At 43.4% G+C, this 17,017-nt stretch carries 14 protein-coding genes and 2 tRNA genes; 9 read left to right on the plus strand and 7 right to left on the minus strand.

Annotated elements, in window-relative coordinates:
- Positions 1–29 precede the first annotated feature (29 nt).
- Together FTU98_RS07965 and FTU98_RS07970 are read right to left on the minus strand one after the other, a co-directional pair.
- The gene (locus tag FTU98_RS07965; protein ID WP_004974423.1) at positions 30–917 is read right to left on the minus strand and encodes an SDR family NAD(P)-dependent oxidoreductase; all 888 of its coding nucleotides are present in this window, start codon (positions 915–917) and stop codon (positions 30–32) included.
- A gap of 306 nt (positions 918–1,223) precedes the next feature.
- On the minus strand, positions 1,224–2,501 hold the full coding sequence (locus FTU98_RS07970; RefSeq protein ID WP_004974425.1) for an O-acetylhomoserine aminocarboxypropyltransferase/cysteine synthase family protein: 1,278 nt from the start codon (positions 2,499–2,501) through the stop codon (positions 1,224–1,226).
- A 281-nt stretch (positions 2,502–2,782) separates the two neighbouring features.
- On the opposite strand from FTU98_RS07970, the gene ettA reads away from it, so the two are divergent.
- Positions 2,783–4,444, plus strand: a complete 1,662-nt coding sequence (gene ettA, locus FTU98_RS07975) for an energy-dependent translational throttle protein EttA (RefSeq protein ID WP_004974427.1) — start codon at positions 2,783–2,785, stop codon at positions 4,442–4,444.
- A 128-nt stretch (positions 4,445–4,572) separates the two neighbouring features.
- Here the strand turns inward: ettA and FTU98_RS07980 are convergent, their stop codons facing one another.
- From FTU98_RS07980 to FTU98_RS08000, 5 genes are all read right to left on the minus strand, one after another.
- Positions 4,573–4,914 (minus strand): hypothetical protein, encoded by a 342-nt coding sequence (locus FTU98_RS07980; RefSeq protein ID WP_004974430.1) that lies wholly within the window; start codon positions 4,912–4,914, stop codon positions 4,573–4,575.
- A 154-nt stretch (positions 4,915–5,068) separates the two neighbouring features.
- A tRNA-Glu gene (locus FTU98_RS07985) sits at positions 5,069–5,144 on the minus strand.
- 36 nt (positions 5,145–5,180) lie between these two features.
- Positions 5,181–5,256 (minus strand) — tRNA-Ala (locus FTU98_RS07990).
- A gap of 57 nt (positions 5,257–5,313) precedes the next feature.
- Positions 5,314–6,822: a glutamate--tRNA ligase gene (gltX, locus tag FTU98_RS07995; RefSeq protein ID WP_180050941.1), complete on the minus strand. Its 1,509-nt coding sequence runs from the start codon at positions 6,820–6,822 to the stop codon at positions 5,314–5,316.
- A gap of 141 nt (positions 6,823–6,963) precedes the next feature.
- On the minus strand, positions 6,964–7,251 hold the full coding sequence (locus tag FTU98_RS08000) for a hypothetical protein (RefSeq protein ID WP_154320244.1): 288 nt from the start codon (positions 7,249–7,251) through the stop codon (positions 6,964–6,966).
- A gap of 504 nt (positions 7,252–7,755) precedes the next feature.
- Between FTU98_RS08000 and FTU98_RS08005 the strand changes: the two genes are divergently transcribed.
- From FTU98_RS08005 to FTU98_RS08040, 8 genes are all read left to right on the plus strand, one after another.
- Positions 7,756–8,769 (plus strand): sulfate ABC transporter substrate-binding protein, encoded by a 1,014-nt coding sequence (locus FTU98_RS08005; RefSeq protein ID WP_096901291.1) that lies wholly within the window; start codon positions 7,756–7,758, stop codon positions 8,767–8,769.
- 197 nt (positions 8,770–8,966) lie between these two features.
- The gene (gene rsmH / locus FTU98_RS08010) at positions 8,967–9,878 is read left to right on the plus strand and encodes a 16S rRNA (cytosine(1402)-N(4))-methyltransferase RsmH (RefSeq protein ID WP_004974437.1); all 912 of its coding nucleotides are present in this window, start codon (positions 8,967–8,969) and stop codon (positions 9,876–9,878) included.
- An 11-nt stretch (positions 9,879–9,889) separates the two neighbouring features.
- Positions 9,890–10,219: a cell division protein FtsL gene (gene ftsL / locus FTU98_RS08015; protein WP_104852659.1), complete on the plus strand. Its 330-nt coding sequence runs from the start codon at positions 9,890–9,892 to the stop codon at positions 10,217–10,219.
- Positions 10,220–10,231: 12 nt separating this feature from the next.
- Entirely contained in the window at positions 10,232–12,055 is a 1,824-nt protein-coding gene (ftsI, locus tag FTU98_RS08020) for a penicillin-binding protein PBP3 (protein ID WP_131260649.1), read from the plus strand.
- Between the two features lie 10 nt (positions 12,056–12,065).
- Positions 12,066–13,559, plus strand: coding sequence for a UDP-N-acetylmuramoyl-L-alanyl-D-glutamate--2,6-diaminopimelate ligase (locus FTU98_RS08025; protein WP_179997198.1), 1,494 nt, complete (start codon positions 12,066–12,068; stop codon positions 13,557–13,559).
- Between the two features lie 9 nt (positions 13,560–13,568).
- Complete coding sequence (murF, locus tag FTU98_RS08030; RefSeq protein ID WP_180050944.1) at positions 13,569–14,978, plus strand: UDP-N-acetylmuramoyl-tripeptide--D-alanyl-D-alanine ligase; 1,410 nt, start codon at positions 13,569–13,571, stop codon at positions 14,976–14,978.
- The gene (gene mraY / locus FTU98_RS08035; RefSeq protein WP_019836136.1) at positions 14,979–16,097 is read left to right on the plus strand and encodes a phospho-N-acetylmuramoyl-pentapeptide-transferase; all 1,119 of its coding nucleotides are present in this window, start codon (positions 14,979–14,981) and stop codon (positions 16,095–16,097) included.
- 71 nt (positions 16,098–16,168) lie between these two features.
- A complete protein-coding gene (locus tag FTU98_RS08040) occupies positions 16,169–16,972 on the plus strand; it encodes a putative RNA methyltransferase (protein ID WP_136144157.1) in 804 nt (267 codons plus the stop codon).
- The last annotated feature ends 45 nt before the right edge of the window (positions 16,973–17,017 follow it).

Raw genomic sequence — 17,017 nt, forward strand, 5'->3', positions numbered from 1 at the left:
CCTAAAGCAAAACTTGAATTGTGTATAAATTACCAGTGTTCACCTGGGAACAAGCGCGCATACGCTTTTTGTACCCAGTTCAGTTTTTGCTGCTCGCCCACAGAAGCGGTAGAGCTTGGGAATAAGTTATAACCAATCGACATGAGTTTGTTGTTAATGTCTGGTGCAATCGCATAAGTGATTGAAGCCAAACGACCCAAATGTGTCGCAATTTTCTTCGGACGTTTCACAATCGCATAAGCAATTAAATCTGCCGCTTGCTCAGGTGAAAGGGTGGGCACGTACTTATAAATTTTGGTTGGTGCGATCATTGGGGTACGAACCAATGGCATATACACCGAAGTAATCGCAATTTTGTGTGTATGCGCTTCTGCAGATAGACAGCGACTAAACGCATCCAATGCGGCTTTAGATGCCACATAAGCCGAGAAACGCGTTGCGTTGGCTAATACACCAATCGAGCTGATGTTGATGATGTGACCATCTTTACGGTGCATCATCTGCGGCAAAATATTGAGTACCAAACGCACAGCACCAAAATAGTTGAGCTGCATGGTACGTTCAAAGTCGTGGAAACGATCAACCGACTCATGTACTGCACGACGGATTGAGCGGCCTGCGTTGTTAATTAAAATATCAATATGATCGACAGAGGCAAGAATTTGTTGCGATACAGCATCAATAGAGTCCATATCGTTTAGATCACAAGGGAAAACTGAAGCCTTGCCACCACGTGCTTCAATTTCAGCTTTGACTTGTTCGAGCGTTTCCTGAGTACGTGCCACCAAAAGCACATGCGCACCTGCATCGGCTAGCTTATGTGCCACGGTTAAACCAATACCACTCGATGCACCTGTAATAAGGGCAACTTTACCATTTACACGCTGTTGAAAAAGTTTCTCTAATTTTGGCTTCACGCTAATATTCCTGATTTAGATTCCTGAGTTGTCATTTTTATTGAGATTGACGATTCAAATTTCAGACTGAATTTGAACTGTTTTACTTGGCTTTATGATAGCCGATTGCACAAAAAAAGCTATGGAATAAGTGGTTGAATTTAAAAATGAATTTAGAGTAATTGCTCTATTTTTGTGAGCTGTATATCTTTATTTTTACCATGAAATAAAGCTAATGCAAAGACATACAAAGAAAAATTAAAATAAAAAAGCATCCTGTTGAAATTAATCAGCAGGATGCCAGTACAAAGTTTGAACTGATGAGTTTTATACGGCTGCTAAAGCTTGCTCTAAATCGGCAATTAAGTCATCGGCATGTTCAATCCCGATGGATAAACGCACCATATCTTCACTCACACCAGCCGCTTTGAGTTCATCTGCACTCAACTGACGGTGAGTGGTGGTTGCAGGGTGGCAAGCCAGACTCTTGGCATCGCCAATATTGACCAAGCGTGTGAATAATTGCAGTGCATCAATAAAGCGGGTTCCGCCTTCACGGCCATCTTGCACACCAAAAGACAGAATTGCAGAAGGTTTGCCTTTCACATATTTTTGTGCCAACGCATGTTGCGGGTGATCTTTCAAACCTGCGTAATTGACCCATTTCACTTTTGGATGTGCCTGTAAATATTCCGCTACTTTTTGCGCGTTTTCAGTATGGCGTTCCATACGCAGGCTTAAGGTTTCTAAACCTTGTAAAATTAGGAATACGTTATGCGGGCTAATCGCTGCACCTGTATTGCGTAGTGGTACTACACGTGCACGTGCAATAAATGCTGCAGCGCCTAAGGCTTCTACATAGTTCACACCATGGTAACTTGGGTCAGGTGTATTTAAGGCTTTAAAACGCTCAGGATATTTGCCCCAAGGGAATTTACCGCTATCGACAATAATGCCGCCAATAGACGTACCGTGACCACCAATATATTTGGTCAGTGAGTGAATGATGATGTCTGCGCCAAAATCAAATGATTTTTGCAAGACAGGCGTGGCTACAGTGTTATCCACCACCACTGGAATGCCGTATTCGTGCGCAATTTTCGCAATCGCTTCAAGGTCAATAATATTGCCCAATGGGTTACCAATGGATTCTACAAAGACCAGTTTGGTTTTGTCATCAATCAGGTCGCGTAAGCTTTCAGGCTGTTGATAATCGAAGAAACGTACTTCAATGCCTTGTTTAGGCAAGGTGTGGGCAAATAAGTTGTAAGTACCGCCGTATAAAGTTGATACTGAAGCAATGTTATCGCCTGCTTCGGTAATGGTCTGAATTGCGTAGGTAATTGCAGCCATACCCGATGCTAAAGCCAATGCGCCAATCCCGCCTTCAAGTGCTGCAACACGTTGCTCCAATACTGCAGTGGTTGGGTTCATAATACGGGTGTAAATATTGCCTTGTACTTTTAAATCAAATAAATCGGCACCATGTTGCGTATTATCAAAGGCATAAGAAGTGGTTTGGTAAATAGGCACAGCCACGGCTTTGGTGGTTGGTTCTGGGCTATAGCCTGCATGAATGGCCAAAGTTTCGTCTTTATAGGTCATGTTTACTTCATCTTCGTGAGTTAAATTGGTTTGAGTCTAGCACTTTTAAATATGAAAGAAAGTGTAAAAATGCTGCAATATTTAGCTGTAAATTTGATATAGCAGGCAAAAAGTCCTGTGCTTATCCGCTGATCGCTAGAGTTGTAACAAAGCATGCAAGATGTTTGTGGTGTCTTATTTTTTCTCCGTATTCAGGTATAATACCCGATTATTTTTTCGCTCATTAGAGCAGGGGCTGCTCATCTGAGCCCCAGATTTGGTTTTCTATTGAGGAGTCCTACGTGGCCCAATATATTTATACGATGAACCGAGTGTCGAAAATGGTTCCGCCTAAGCGCGAAATCTTGAAAGACATCTCCTTATCATTTTTCCCAGGTGCGAAAATTGGTGTGCTTGGTTTAAACGGTGCAGGTAAATCGACTTTGCTCCGTATTATGGCGGGCGTAGATAAAGATTTCTCTGGTGAAGCTCGTGCACAGCCAGGCATCAAAATTGGTTATCTTGAGCAAGAACCACCACTAGACCCGAGCAAAGATGTACGCGGCAACGTGGAAGATGGTGTGCGTGAAGCTTTAGATGCTTTAGAGCGTTTAGACCAAGTTTTTGCAGAATATGCAGATCCAGATGCAGATTTCGACAAACTTGCAAAAGAGCAAGAGAAGTTAGAAGCGATTATCCAAACTTGGGATGCACACAACCTGAACAATCAGCTTGAACAAGCAGCGGCAGCATTAAATTTGCCAGCTTGGGATGCTGATGTTAACAAATTATCGGGTGGTGAGCGTCGTCGTGTGGCTTTATGCCGTTTGTTATTGTCTAAACCAGACATGCTGCTTCTAGACGAGCCGACGAACCACTTGGATGCAGAATCTGTATCTTGGTTAGAGCGTTTCTTAAAAGACTTCCCGGGTACGATTGTGGCAATTACCCACGACCGTTACTTCTTGGATAACGTTGCAGAATGGATTTTAGAACTTGACCGTGGACATGGTATTCCATATCAAGGTAACTACTCTTCATGGTTAGAGCAGAAAAATAACCGTTTAGAGCAAGAACAGAAGCAAGAAGAATCTTTTGCTAAAGCCTTGAAAAAAGAATTGGAATGGGTACGTTCTAATGCGAAAGGCCAGCAAAAGAAAAACAAAGCGCGTATGGAGCGTTTTGAAGAGCTTAACTCGCGTGAATTCCAACAGCGTAACGAAACTTCTGAAATTTATATTCCACCTGGCCCACGTTTAGGGAACAAAGTGGTGGAAGTGGAAAACATCAGCAAGTCATTTGGTGATCGCTTACTTTACGAAAACCTTTCCTTTACTGTGCCGCCTGCAGCGATTGTGGGGATTGTCGGTCCAAACGGTGCGGGTAAAACGACTTTATTCCGTATGATGACTGGCGAGCAGCAACCTGATACGGGCAGCGTGACTTTAGGTGACTCGGTAAAAGTGGCTTATGTCGGTCAGATTCGTGACACTCTAGATGATGACAAAACTGTTTGGGAAGAAGTTTCTGGCGGTTTAGACATTTTGAAAGTGGGCGATTATGAAATTGCATCGCGTGCTTATATTGGTCGCTTTAACTTTAAAGGTCAGGATCAGCAAAAACGCGTTGGTGAATTGTCGGGTGGTGAGCGTAACCGTTTACAACTGGCAAAAATTCTACAGCAGGGCGCAAACGTGATCTTGCTGGATGAGCCATCAAACGACTTGGATATTGAAACTTTACGTGCACTGGAAGATGCAATTTTAGTCTTCCCAGGTACAGTGATGGTGGTATCGCACGACCGTTGGTTCCTAGACCGTATTGCAACGCACATCTTGTCATTCGAAGATGAGCAACCAGAATTCTTTACAGGTAACTATACTGAGTTTGAAGAATATCGCCGTAAGAAATATGGTGATGATCTGGCAACCAAACGTAGCAAATACCGTAAAATTGGCGCTTAAGTCTAAAAACTTGAGTTCTCATTAAAAAAACCAGCCGAGAAGGCTGGTTTTTTTATATTTGCTCGATGATGTGGTCTTGTGATCAACCTAGCAACATTTTTCTTAATCTAGATGTAGACCAGTGAGGTTTAAACTTCCCACTCATGTGCACATTCACGGCACTTCCATTTTTTTTGTGACTGCATAAAGGCTTGCATAGAAATTTTGAAATCAGGCAAATCACGATAAAACAAGAAACCTGCAATTACACACAGCACAAATACCGCCACAGTAATGCTTTGTAAGGTTGTGCCTGCACCATCACCAAAAATCCACATGGCGATACTGATCAAGACAAGAAGTAATAAGACAAATACCGCTGGAATAAGCATCACCAAGCTTTTTGGCACCACAGGACGCGGTGTTGTTTGACCTGCCTGCGCAACAGGCATGATTTTTGGGCTTTGACATTTAGGGCATCGGTATTGCATTACAACTCCAAAATTCTAATCTGATCGTTATTCTAACCAAATGTACGGCAAATCAAAAACAGTCTGTCAGAAAACAGGGCAATAAAAAAGCCCAAGTCATTGCTTGAGCTTTATTATAAGATGAAGATAAGTGAATTTATATTCATCTTGAATATGGCGTCCCTACGGGGATTCGAACCCCGGTTACCGCCGTGAAAGGGCGATGTCCTAGGCCTCTAGACGATAGGGACTTGATGAGGCAACACAGGTAAAGCCTTATTTAAACTTGGTGGAGTCAAGCGGGATCGAACCGCTGACCTCTACAATGCCATTGTAGCGCTCTACCAACTGAGCTATGACCCCAGTCTGTGTGAGCGCAATATTAGGGCTATTGCGCGCACACGTCAACAAAAAAATGAATTAAGCTGGATCAATTGCATCATTTTTCGGCAATTTGATGCTTTCATTCAGTTTTTCCCAGACTTTAACTTCTTTTTTGCTTGGTCCGCCAACCACTTCTAAGGCATGACGCAAACGCGCAAAGGTCAGGTCAGGACCAATGGTGACCATGGTTTGCATCACAGGTGTAGATGCGGTTGAACCTGCAATTGCAATAAAGAACGCAGGCATGAAATCACGCAATTTGATTTCCATTTGGTTGGCTAAATCCATTAGGGTTTGGCTCACCGTGTCGTTGTTCCAAGTAAATAGACTTTCTAAACGCCAAATTGCAAATTGTAGGCTTTGACGCACTTGTTCTTCAGACAGTTTTTTACTTTCAAACTGTTCCTTGCTCAAGCTTGGGAAATGGTTGAAGTAATGTGCAGACCAATTGACCGCTTCTGAGAGTAAATTAATACGCGGTTGAATCGCGGCAGCAATCTCTTCCAATTTGGCACGATCTGCTTTCCAAGCCAATAAGGTATCTAACAGCTCAGCAGGTGAAAGCACTTTAATCCATTGACCATTCAGCCAATTGAGTTTTTCCACATCAAAGATAGGGCCGCCTAGTGAAACACGTTGAATATCAAAGTGTTCAATCATTTCGGCTAAGGTGAATTTTTCACTTTCATCTGGCATTGACCAACCCATGCGACCTAAATAGTTCAGCAAAGCTTCAGGTAATACGCCAATGTCTTTGTAGTAGTTGATTGAAGTTGGGTTTTTACGTTTAGATAATTTTGATTTGTCTGGGTTACGCAACAATGGCATGTGGCATAACACAGGCATATCCCAACCAAAATATTGATAAAGCAATTGGTGTTTCGGTGCCGATGGAATCCATTCTTCACCACGAATCACGTGAGTGATTTGCATCAAATGGTCATCGACCACGTTGGCCAAATGGTAAGTTGGCAAGCCATCTGTTTTCAGCAAAATTTGCATATCGACTTGCGCCCATGGAATTTCCACTTCACCGCGCAGCATGTCATTAAATTTACATACGCCTTCGGTTGGCACTTTCATACGAATAACATGCGCTTCGCCTGCCGCTAAACGACGCTGCACTTCATCTGCAGACAAGTTTAAACCACGACCATCGTAGCGCGGGCTTTCACCACGTGCTTGTTGTTCTGCACGCATTTGATCTAGTTCTTCGCTAGTAGCGAAGCAATAGAAAGCATGCCCTTGTTCAACCAATTGCAAGGCGTATTGCTTATAAATATCCATACGTTCAGATTGGCGATACGGTGCATGTGGGCCGCCGATATCTGGACCTTCTGCCCAATTTAAGCCTAACCAACGCAATGAATCCAAAATCATTTTTTCAGATTCAGGGGTTGAGCGCAGTTGGTCAGTATCTTCAATACGAAGAATAAATTCACCACCGTGTTGTTTGGCAAAACATAAGTTAAACAAGGCGATATACGCTGTTCCCACGTGCGGGAAACCAGTAGGAGAAGGCGCGATACGAGTACGAACAGTCATAAGCAAAAATTAATTCAAAATGTAAATTGCAACCATTATAACGAAAAAGCCCAAGTACTTAATGTTAAATTCAACATTCTGTACTTGGGCGTTTCAACTGCATTTGAAAAGGGGATTAAAGGCAGTGAATTTAATGCGGAGTTATGAGTTATCTTGCGGGAATAAGGCTTGTACAAAACGGCTAAAACGCTGATTTTGCAAGGCAAAGAAATTTTGAGTTGGAGCGACATGAATGGAAGTCAGCACTTTTAAATCATTATTTGATTCAAACTTTTGCTTGTCTGCCTGTTTTTGTTGGGTAAGGGCTTTTTCAATTAAAGACCCCTTTTCCGCAGTTAAATGGGTTTTACTTTCAGCAGATTTGATCACTGCACTGTGACCGACTGTACTTAAGCTGAGTAATACTGCGAACATGAGTTTAGATTTCATTTTGATTCCCCCTTTCCTTTATGAGTGAACTCACAATTTATAAATTGTTTTAATCACTTTAATATTTAATCACAAAAATCATAACAAAAGTAGATTTTCGTCACACTCTTAATAAGATCTTTATCATCATTTACTCACTATATACCGATTTTTCAGATGATCTTTGATTTAGAACATGTTGTAACAAACAACTGTGGAGATATCGTGAAGATTGTTACAAAAGTCACAATAAAATAGTTTTGAAGCGGGTTTGATTGCTGTGATGTCGCTTATTTTACCGTTGAGTCTAAAAACGGATCAAAGTTTTATTCACTTTTTATATATCTAATCCATAAAAAGGTATAAATTTGGAATAAACGCCGCATCTTGAATTAAATTGATTAAAAACAATTAATTAAAGCTAAATTATTTGAATTTAATCATTTTTTGCATGTTTTTTACAAATTGCGCAGCGCCTGAGCATTGCATATATTGAGCGACAGATTAAAGGTGATGTGTGCTGTAATGAAAACTCAATTGAAAGCTTTATTGGCTGCTGCTCTATTGGCAACAGGTTTTGCTGCAACGACTGCTCAGGCTGCAGATCGTCAGTTTTTAAATGTATCGTATGATGCAACCCGCGAATTTTATGATGAATTTAACAAGTCGTTTGGTCAGTACTGGAAAAAACGTACAGGTTTAGACGTCAACTTTAAACAATCGCATGGTGGTTCGGGTAAGCAAGCGCGTTCCGTGGTCGATGGTTTAAAGGGCGATGTTGTCACTTTGGCATTGGCGAATGACATTGAAGAAATTGTAAAGTCAGGTCAAATCCAAGCAGGTTGGCAAAAAGAATTTCCTCATAACTCTGCGCCTTATACCTCGACCATCGTCTTTATGGTGCGTAAAGGCAATCCGAAAAACATTAAAGACTGGAATGACTTAACCAAACCAGGCGTACAAATTATTACCCCTAACCCGAAAACAGGTGGTTTGCCACGTTGGGTGTATTTATCGGCTTGGGGTTATGCAGAAAAGCAGCCGGGCGGCTCTAAGGCCAAAGCGCAAGAATTTGTGGGCAAGATGTACCACAATGTAAAAGTGATGGATTCGGCAGCACGTGCGTCGATGACTACATTTGCTGAACGTGGCATTGGTGATGTGTTGTTGACTTGGGAAAATGAAGCCCTTGTAACTTTAAAAACCTTAGGCAAAGACAAGTTTGATATTGTTTATCCATCTATTTCTATTTTGACTGAACCTTCGGTGGCAATCGTAGACCGCACAGTAGAAAAAAATGGCAATAAATGGTTAGCGACAGGCTATATCAACTATTTATATTCACCTTTAGGTCAGGAAATGGCGGCTAAGCATTTCTACCGTCCACGTAATGAAAAAGTCCTTGCAAAATATGCAGCACAATTCCCGAAATTAAAAACCTTCACGATTGATGAAGTGTTCGGTGGCTGGGAAAATGCACAAAAAACACATTTTGTGAATGGTGCGATTTTCGACCAAATTTATAATACTAAGCGTTAAACAGATATCCATTTTCGGCTAATCTTTTATTGGATTGGCACACAAAAAAATCTCTACGGAGATTTTTTTGTGCTTTAAAAAAGTCAAAAACGGTTTTCCCTATGGAAAGTAATATTTATCTACAAAAAGACGTTTGGAGCTTTGCCAAAACAAGGTAATAATGTGCAGTTACATTTTAGCTGTATTGATTGAACCTTATGTCGCATATTTCTGTATTACTTCATGAAACTGTTGATGCCGTGTTGGCAGATCGTAATACAGGAATTTATGTCGATGCCACCTTTGGACGAGGTGGACACACGCGTTTGTTGTTATCCAAATTGGATGCGCAGGCACGAGTCTATGCCTTTGATAAAGATCCACAAGCTTTGGCCGTGGCAGCAGAATTGGCGCAGCAAGATTCGCGCTTTCAGATTATTCATGCCAGTTTTGCCGATATGCAGCAAGCGTTGAATGATTTGGGCGTCACTCAGGTCGATGGTGTGATGGCCGATTTAGGCGTGTCGTCACCACAGCTAGATCAGGCAGAACGCGGTTTTAGCTTTATGAAAGATGGCCCGCTTGATATGCGTATGGACAACTCACAAGGCCCGACTGCGGCAGAATGGCTGGTGGATATTGAAGAAGAAGCCTTAGCCAATGTGATTTTTCAATATGGTGAAGAGCGTTATAGCCGCCGTATTGCCAAAGCCATTAAACAGGCGGGTTATATTGAAACTACCGCACAATTGGCTGAAATTGTAAAAGTTGCCCATCCGAAGTGGGAAAAAAACAAACACGCTGCAACACGTACTTTTCAGGCAATTCGTATTGCGATTAATAAAGAATTAGAAGATATTGAAAACTTCTTGCCGCAAGCCGTTGAGGTGTTAAAACCCGAAGGTCGTTTGGCGGTAATTAGCTTCCATTCTTTGGAAGATCGTTTAATTAAACAGTTTATTCAAAAAGAATCGAGCCTGCCTGAAGATTCGGGTTGGGGCTTGCCACAACAGCAACAAGATACACGTCGATTGAAAAAAATATCACGTGTGCGTGCCAGTGATGAAGAAGTCAAAGCCAATCCACGCTCACGCAGCGCATGGCTACGTGTTGCAGAACGATTAGCTTGAAAAGGCCAATAATGAAAACTGAAACCGTTGAAAAAAATCAATCTCAAGTGCGACTGAAAAAAATGGTCGCCTATTTTATTTTATTGGCGCTGGTATTTATCAGCGCGATTATGGTGGTGTTTCAAGTGTTTGAATATCGCCATGATTATCGTGAGCTGAGTTCTTATATGCGCGAGCGAGATGACTTAAATGCCGAATGGGGGCGTTTGTTAATTGAACAGCAGACCTTTGGTGCAACTGCACAAATTGGCACCCGTGCGGTGACGCAACTGCGTATGTATTCACCGCCCGCACCGCAAACTGTGGTGATTTCTTTGCCTACAACCTCAGAACAACAATAAGGCGAGTTGCACATGGTCGATACGCGTAAAAAGCAAACCCGAAAGAAACAGCAATCGGTAACTGGAAAAAATGCCATTCATGTAGAAATGTGGCGTTTTTACTTAATGTGGGCTGTGGTACTGCTGGTGTTCGTGGCACTGGTGGGACGTGCTTTTTATGTGCAAATTGTGAACCATGACTTTTTACAAAACAAAGCCAATGCCAATATTTTAAGAACAGAAAAGCTCAAAGCTATGCGCGGGGTGATTTATGATCGCCACGGTGTGCCTTTGGCAATTAGTACCCCTGTAATGAAAGTGGTGATTGATCCACGTGATTATTTTGACAATAAAAAACTGTTTGAAGAAATTACAGCCGAGTTGGAAAAAAATCCGACCAGTCGTAAATTGCAGCGTCAATTGCCAGATAAAAACTTGAATTTAGATGAACTTGCCGATGCAGTTGGGATGGATCGCCAAGAACTGAAAAATAAAATGAACGAGCGTCCGCGTTCACGTTATTTGGTTTTACAAAAAGAAGTGCCGCCGCAACAGGCAGAGCTGATTCTAAAACGTAATTTCCAAGGGGTATATACCGAGAAAAACTATAAGCGTTATTACCCGCAGCCACAGCCGAATGCACAAATTATTGGTTTGACCAATAGTGAAGGCACAGGCATTGAAGGCTTGGAAATGCAGCTAAATACCCGCTTGGCAGGCGTGGATGGCGAACAGCAAATCGTGCGCGATAAAAAGGGTAACCGTGTCAAAGACCCAGAAGTGGTGAGAGAGGTTGAACCGGGCGAAAATATTACCCTGAGTATCGACTCACGTTTGCAATACATTATGTATCGTGAATTGACTGCAGCAGGGGTGGCAAATAATGCCCGTTCAGCCACAGCAATTGCGGTAGATGTGAAAACGGGTGAAATTTTGGCGATGACCAGTTGGCCGTCGTATAACCCGAATGACAAAAAAAGTTTGTCCAATAAAGATGCCATGCGTAACCGTGGTGCGGTGGATTCTTTTGAACCGGGTTCGACCATGAAGCCTATGACGGTGGCAATGGCACTAGAAAGTGGCAAATATTCACCGAATACCGTGGTCAATTTAAGTGGTGGTTCAATGCGGGTGGGTAATCATACCATTCGTGATACTCACAATTATGGCTCACTGACTTTGGCGGGAATCATCCAAAAATCGTCAAACGTGGGTGTGGCGAAAATTGCCTTATCTTTACCGTATGCGACCTTGCCGACTTTTTATAAGCGTTTAGGGTTTGGTGCGCGTTCTGCAGTGAAATTTCCGGGTGAAAGTGCAGGTTTAATTTTGCCGCCAAGCAAGTGGAATGTGTCGGAAGTGGCGACCATGTCTTATGGTTATGGTTTGAACGCCACTGTGCTGCAATTGGCAGATGCCTATGCCATGCTTGCCAATAAAGGCGTAAAAATGCCGCTGAGTTTATACAAATTAGAAGAACAGCCTAAAGGCGAACAAATTGTTGATGCTAAAATTGCCGATCAAGTTCTACTGATGATGGAAGCCGTAACGTTACCCGGTGGTACGGCACGTCAAGCCAATATTCCAGGCTATCGGGTTGCAGGTAAAACGGGAACAGCGCATAAACTTCGTGCAGACCGCAAAGGCTATTCACAGACTGAATATCGTGCCTTGTTTGCTGGGGTTGCGCCAGTCAGTGATCCGCGTTTAGCCATGGTGGTCGTGGTGGAAAATCCAACAGGACAGTATTATGGTGGTTTGGTGGCAGCGCCTGTATTTGCTCGTGTGATGCAAGAATCTTTACGTTTAATGAACGTACCTTTAGATAAACCTTTAGAAACTCCCAACATCCAATAACAGGTGACGCATGTCTATCAGCTTTCAACATATTTATCGCAGTTCCCGCGTTGCAGATTGGATGATACAAGACTTTCAGGGCTTTCAACTTGACAGCCGCCATGTGACAGCAGGGCAAATTTTTATTGCCCTGACCAGTTTGTCGCAGCCTGAAAAAACCGCACAATTTGCACAAGCAGCTTTAGATCAAGGTGCTTTGGCGGTGATTTCGGAAACTGAACTGGCAGTTGCCAATAATTTGGTGGTGCCAGATGTGCGTCAGCGCATGGGACAGTGGCAAAAACAATATTTACAAGCACGACAGCCTGTACCTTTAGCGCGTATGCTTGCAGTCACGGGCACCAATGGTAAAACCACGATTTCCCGCTTAATTGCTGAGTTGTTAATGTTACAAGCCCAACGCTGTGCGGTAATGGGCACCACAGGCAACGGAATTTTGCCTAATTTGGAAGCTTCAACACATACCACTTTAGATGCCTTGCAACTGCAAAATGCTTTATACAGCTATGCACAACAGGGGGCAAAATTTGCCGCAATTGAAGCCAGTTCACATGGTTTGGAGCAAGGGCGCTTAAATGGCTGCGATATTGAAATTGCGGTATATAGCAACCTGAGCCGTGATCATTTGGATTATCACGGTACTTTAGAGGCGTATGCTGCAGCCAAAGCCATGCTGTTTCAGTTTGCCAGTTTAAAAGTTGCAATTGTCAATTTAGATGATGAATATGCTGGGATCATGTTGCAAGCGGCGCAACAGAACCCTGCGCAACCGAAAATTTTGACTTATTCCACGCAGCAAGCGGCAGACTATCAAGTACAGCAGATTGAATACAGTCTGAATGGTGTACGTTTCCATCTACAAACTGCTACGGCAGAATATGTGGTGCAAAGTCCGTTGCTCGGACATTTTAATGTTGAAAACTTGGTCGCGAGTTTAATCGCAGCAGAGCAAGCAGGTTTTGCATTACAGGATTTAATACACACGACTGCACAACTCAAAGGCGCACCGGGGCGTATGCAAGTGTTGCGTGATGCAGAGCGTTTATTTGTGGTGGATTATGCACACACGCCAGATGCCCTAATTCAAGTGTTGCAAACCTTAAAACGCCATGTTAGCGCACAGCTTTGGGCGGTGTTTGGCTGCGGTGGAGATCGGGATCGTGGTAAACGCCCACTGATGACCCAAGCGGCATTGGACTATGCCAATGTTGTGCTTTTGACTTCTGATAACCCGCGTACAGAAGATCCTTTGCAAATTTTTGCCGATATGCAGACAGGTGTCGATTTGTCGGTGGCACAGAGCCATGAAATTCATGATCGTCGTGAAGCGATTAAATATGCAGTCAAACATGCACAGTCAGGCGATATTGTCTTGATTGCAGGCAAAGGTCATGAAAACTATCAAGAAATAGATGGGGTAAGACACTGGTTTGACGATGTGGTTGAAGTGCAATCTGCGATAGATGCACAGCATTGTTCACCTTCTGCTTATCCTGCCCAATAAGGAATTTGTATGCACACTTCCACCACCAGTACCGCAATTTTAGAACCTTGGACTGCCGAACAACTCAAACAGGCAACACAGGGTTATTGGTTCAATGGGCAAGCACCGCAAGGCGAGATTAAACGTATTTTAACCGATTCACGCCATGCTGAAGCAGGCGATGCCTTTTTGGCTTTAAAAGGTGAGCGTTTTGATGCGCATGATTTTGTGGCACAAGTAGCGACTCAGGGCTGTTCTATGGCAATTGTCAGCCAGCCTGTCGATGCAGATATTTGCCAATTGGTCGTGCCTGATACCCGTTTAGCCTTAGGACACTTAGGCGCATTTCGTCGTCAGCAACATCCTCAATTAAAAGTGATTGCGTTAACAGGCAGTAGCGGTAAAACCACCACTAAAGAAATGCTCGGTAGTATTTTGTCACGTTTGGCACCGACTTTAATTACCCGTGGCAACCTGAATAATGACTTGGGTGTGCCGATGATGTTGTTGGAGTTGAATGCAAGCCATCAATATGCAGTGATGGAATTAGGCGCCAGTCATCAAGGTGAAATCGATTACACCTCAAACTTGGTGCAGCCGCAGGTGGCAGGCATTATCAATATTGGTACTGCGCATTTGGGTGAGTTTGGTGGACGTGAGGGCATTTGTCGGGCTAAGTCTGAAATTTATGCACATATTGCCCCACAAGGCACGGCCATTGTCCCTGCTGCCGATGATTTTGCCGAACAGATTCAGCAAGCGGTTCAGTCAGAACAGCGTCTAAGTTTTGGTGCAGGCGGTGATGTGTTTGCGACAGACATTCAGTTGCAACCACAATCGGCAAGTTTTTGTTTAAATACCACGCAAGGGGTGCGTCAAATTCACTTGCCATTTGCAGGTGAACACAATGTACAAAATGCCACGGCTGCTGCCGCTTTTGCGCTGGCAATTGGTGTGAGTTTAGATGATATTGTCGCAGGCTTGGAACAGGCACAAGGGGCAAAAGGTCGTTTGAACTTTATTCAGCAAGGCACGCATTTATTCATTGATGACACCTATAATGCCAATCCAACCTCTATGCGTGCTGCAGGCGAAGTCCTTGCACAGCAAACAGGTGTGCGGGTTATGGTAATCGGTGATATTGGTGAGCTGGGCAATAGCGCAGCACAACAGCACTATATGTTGGGGCGTGATTTGGTGTCTATTCGTGGCATCAACTTTGTGGTGGCAGTCGGTGAATTTGCACCTGCGACCCAAGAAGGTGCGCGCAGTACCCAATATGGAAAAAAATTACAGGCTTTTGTCACTCAAGAACAAGCCTTGCCGTTTTTAATTGATCTGGTAAAAACACATCAACCTCAGTCCATGAGTTTCCTATTTAAAGGTTCTCGTTATACCCATATGGAAACGTTGATGGCTGCATTGATGGAGAAAATTTAAATGCTGTTATGGTTATTTGAACAGCTGGCGGGCTATAACAGCTCGTTTCAGGTGGTTCGTTATTTAACATTACGTTCATTACTGAGTGTATTGACTGCGCTTGGCATCGGTTTGGTGCTAGGCCCTGTGATGATTCGTAAATTACAAGCATTAAAATACGGTCAGGCAGTCAGCTCTTATGCACCTGAAGGGCATGCCAAAAAAATGGGTACGCCAACCATGGGCGGGGTATTAATCCTACTTTCCATTGGTATTTCGACCCTATTGTGGGCAGATTTATCTAACCCTTACGTCTGGATTGTACTGGCAGTTATGGTCATTTTTGGCGCTGTAGGCTGGGCAGATGACTGGATTAAAATTCGCTACAAAGACAATGCGGGTTTGCCAGCGCGTAAAAAATTCTTCTGGACTTCGGTAGCATCATTGGGTGCGGGTATTGCATTGTATGTGATTGCAACCCAACAGCCAAATCCTGCACAAACTGCAGATATGCTGGATGTGTTGATTCCATTTTTTAAAGATTTCAGCATTCCATTGTCGTTGATTCCACTCGGTATTGGCTTCATTATCTTTACCTATTTGGTGATTAATGGTGCCTCAAATGCGGTAAACCTAACTGATGGTTTAGATGGCTTGGCAATTATGCCAATCGTGTTGGTTGCGGCAGGTTTGGGCGTCTTTGCCTACTTGGCGGGGGATGTTCGTTTTGCTGATTATTTGCATATCCCTTATGTGAAATATGCGTCTGAGTTGGTGGTAATCTGTGCCGCGATGATTGGAGCAGGCTTAGCCTTCCTGTGGTATAACGCGCATCCTGCACAAGTCTTTATGGGCGATGTCGGCGCATTGTCTTTGGGGGCAATGCTGGGTACGATTGCCGTGATGGTACGTCAGGAAATCGTATTTGCGATTATGGGCGGGGTGTTTGTGGTTGAAGCGATTTCGGTATTCCTGCAAATTGGTTCACTACGCATGCGCAATAAACGGGTATTCTTAATGGCGCCGTTGCATCATCACTATGAAAAGAAAGGTTGGCGCGAAACCCAAGTGGTGATTCGCTTCTGGATTATCACAATTATGCTGGTGGTTTTAGGTTTAATGACCTTAAAATTACGTTAAGCCTATCCAACCGAAAATTTTAAAAGTCGGCAGTTGCCGACTTTTTTATGTGGTTTACTCTGGAGAAAATGATGAATTTGCTGATGTGTCCTGTGTGTCGTCAGGTATTGCAACTGCATGATCGAACGTGGCGTTGTGCCAGCAATCACAGCTATGATGTTGCGAAACAAGGCTACGTCAATTTACATGTGGTGCAGCATAAGCACAGTAAAAATCCAGGGGATACACCTGCTTCAGTGCAGGCACGTCGTGCATTTTTAAGTGCAGGTCATTATGTGCCTTTGCAACAGGCGGTGGTGCAAAAAATTCGCACCTTACGCATCGAAAATTTGTTGGATATAGGCTGTGGTGAAGGCTATTACACTGCTGCCATGCAAGGCGAAGTATTGCAATGTGTCGGGGTGGATATTGCCAAGAATGCCGTACAAGTGGCGGCAAAACTGAATCCTGTAGTGACTTGGGTAGTGGGGACGGGGGCGACTTTGCCTGTTTTGGAACATTGTATTGATTTATGTACCAGCCTGTTTAGCCCAATTCCGCAACAGGAAATTTTACGGGTTTTAAAACCACAAGGTTATTTGCTAGTGGTGACGCCTGCGCCTGAGCATTTATTGGCGATGCGTCAAGCTTTGTTTGAAGAAGTAAAGCCACATGAACCTGAAAAATTTATCGTTCAATTACAAGATGCCTTTGATTTAGTCGATGCTAGCGTAGTGGAAACGCCGTTGCAGCTCAATCAAAGCGATTTAAATCATTTAATTGCCATGACACCTTATGCCTACAAAGCTAAAGCAGAGCGCCGTCAGGCCTTGGAACAACAAACCCAATTTGATGTGACAGCACAACATCAAATTTATCTGTTTCAGAAAAAGTAAGTTCGAGTTGCCCATAAAAAAAGCCCTCAATTTTTTAAATGAGGG

Origin of the sequence: Acinetobacter sp. YH12211, assembly GCF_013418015.1 — a bacterium.
GTDB lineage: Bacteria > Pseudomonadota > Gammaproteobacteria > Pseudomonadales > Moraxellaceae > Acinetobacter > Acinetobacter towneri.

Excerpts from the sequence above, each read along its gene's own strand:
- FTU98_RS07970 (WP_004974425.1), bottom strand. The coding sequence starts at position 2,501 with ATGACCTATAAAGACGAAACTTTGGCCATTCATGCAGGCTATAGCCCA.
- FTU98_RS07980 (WP_004974430.1), bottom strand. The coding sequence starts at position 4,914 with ATGCAATACCGATGCCCTAAATGTCAAAGCCCAAAAATCATGCCTGTT.
- gltX (WP_180050941.1), bottom strand. The coding sequence starts at position 6,822 with ATGACTGTTCGTACTCGTATCGCGCCTTCTCCTACTGGTTTCCCGCAC.
- FTU98_RS08000 (WP_154320244.1), bottom strand. The coding sequence starts at position 7,251 with ATGAAATCTAAACTCATGTTCGCAGTATTACTCAGCTTAAGTACAGTC.
- FTU98_RS08005 (WP_096901291.1), top strand. The coding sequence starts at position 7,756 with ATGAAAACTCAATTGAAAGCTTTATTGGCTGCTGCTCTATTGGCAACA.
- rsmH (WP_004974437.1), top strand. The coding sequence starts at position 8,967 with ATGTCGCATATTTCTGTATTACTTCATGAAACTGTTGATGCCGTGTTG.
- ftsL (WP_104852659.1), top strand. The coding sequence starts at position 9,890 with ATGAAAACTGAAACCGTTGAAAAAAATCAATCTCAAGTGCGACTGAAA.
- ftsI (WP_131260649.1), top strand. The coding sequence starts at position 10,232 with ATGGTCGATACGCGTAAAAAGCAAACCCGAAAGAAACAGCAATCGGTA.
- FTU98_RS08025 (WP_179997198.1), top strand. The coding sequence starts at position 12,066 with ATGTCTATCAGCTTTCAACATATTTATCGCAGTTCCCGCGTTGCAGAT.
- murF (WP_180050944.1), top strand. The coding sequence starts at position 13,569 with ATGCACACTTCCACCACCAGTACCGCAATTTTAGAACCTTGGACTGCC.
- mraY (WP_019836136.1), top strand. The coding sequence starts at position 14,979 with ATGCTGTTATGGTTATTTGAACAGCTGGCGGGCTATAACAGCTCGTTT.
- FTU98_RS08040 (WP_136144157.1), top strand. The coding sequence starts at position 16,169 with ATGAATTTGCTGATGTGTCCTGTGTGTCGTCAGGTATTGCAACTGCAT.